Origin of the sequence: Micromonospora sp. HK10, from assembly GCF_000982955.1 — a bacterium.
Lineage (GTDB): Bacteria > Actinomycetota > Actinomycetes > Mycobacteriales > Micromonosporaceae > Micromonospora.
The window spans coordinates 1-364 of record NZ_KQ058763.1 but is presented as its reverse complement, the minus strand read 5'-3'; the positions used below and the strand labels follow the sequence as shown (position 1 = coordinate 364).

General features: G+C 72.0%; 1 protein-coding gene. It reads right to left on the bottom strand.

All coding sequences use genetic code 11. From position 1 onward, the window contains the following. Window positions 1-364 (bottom strand): thiolase family protein (locus LQ51_RS10015; RefSeq protein WP_046564452.1); only part of this gene is annotated, 364 nt, incomplete at both ends.

Sequence of the window (364 nt, the reverse complement as noted above, 5' to 3'; positions counted from 1 at the left end):
GCTCGCGGCGGCGAACTCGTCCTGCTCGGCGCGGGTGATGCCGTGCCGGGCCCCGTGCCGCTCGGTCGACTCGCCCATCGAGCAGCAGTCCCAGGCGTCGGTGAGGCCGTCGAGGGCCATGTGGTCCTTGATCGTGACGTCGCCGTACTTGTAGCCGGAGCGCTGGCCCAGCAGCAGGTGCGGGGCGTTGGTCATCGACTCCATGCCGCCGGCCACCACGATGTCGAACTCGCCGGCCCGGATGAGCTGGTCGGCCAGGGCGATCGCGTCCAGGCCGGAGAGGCAGACCTTGTTGATGGTCAGCGCCGGGGTGGACATCGGGATGCCCGCCTCGACCGCGGCCTGGCGGGCCGGGATCTGGCCG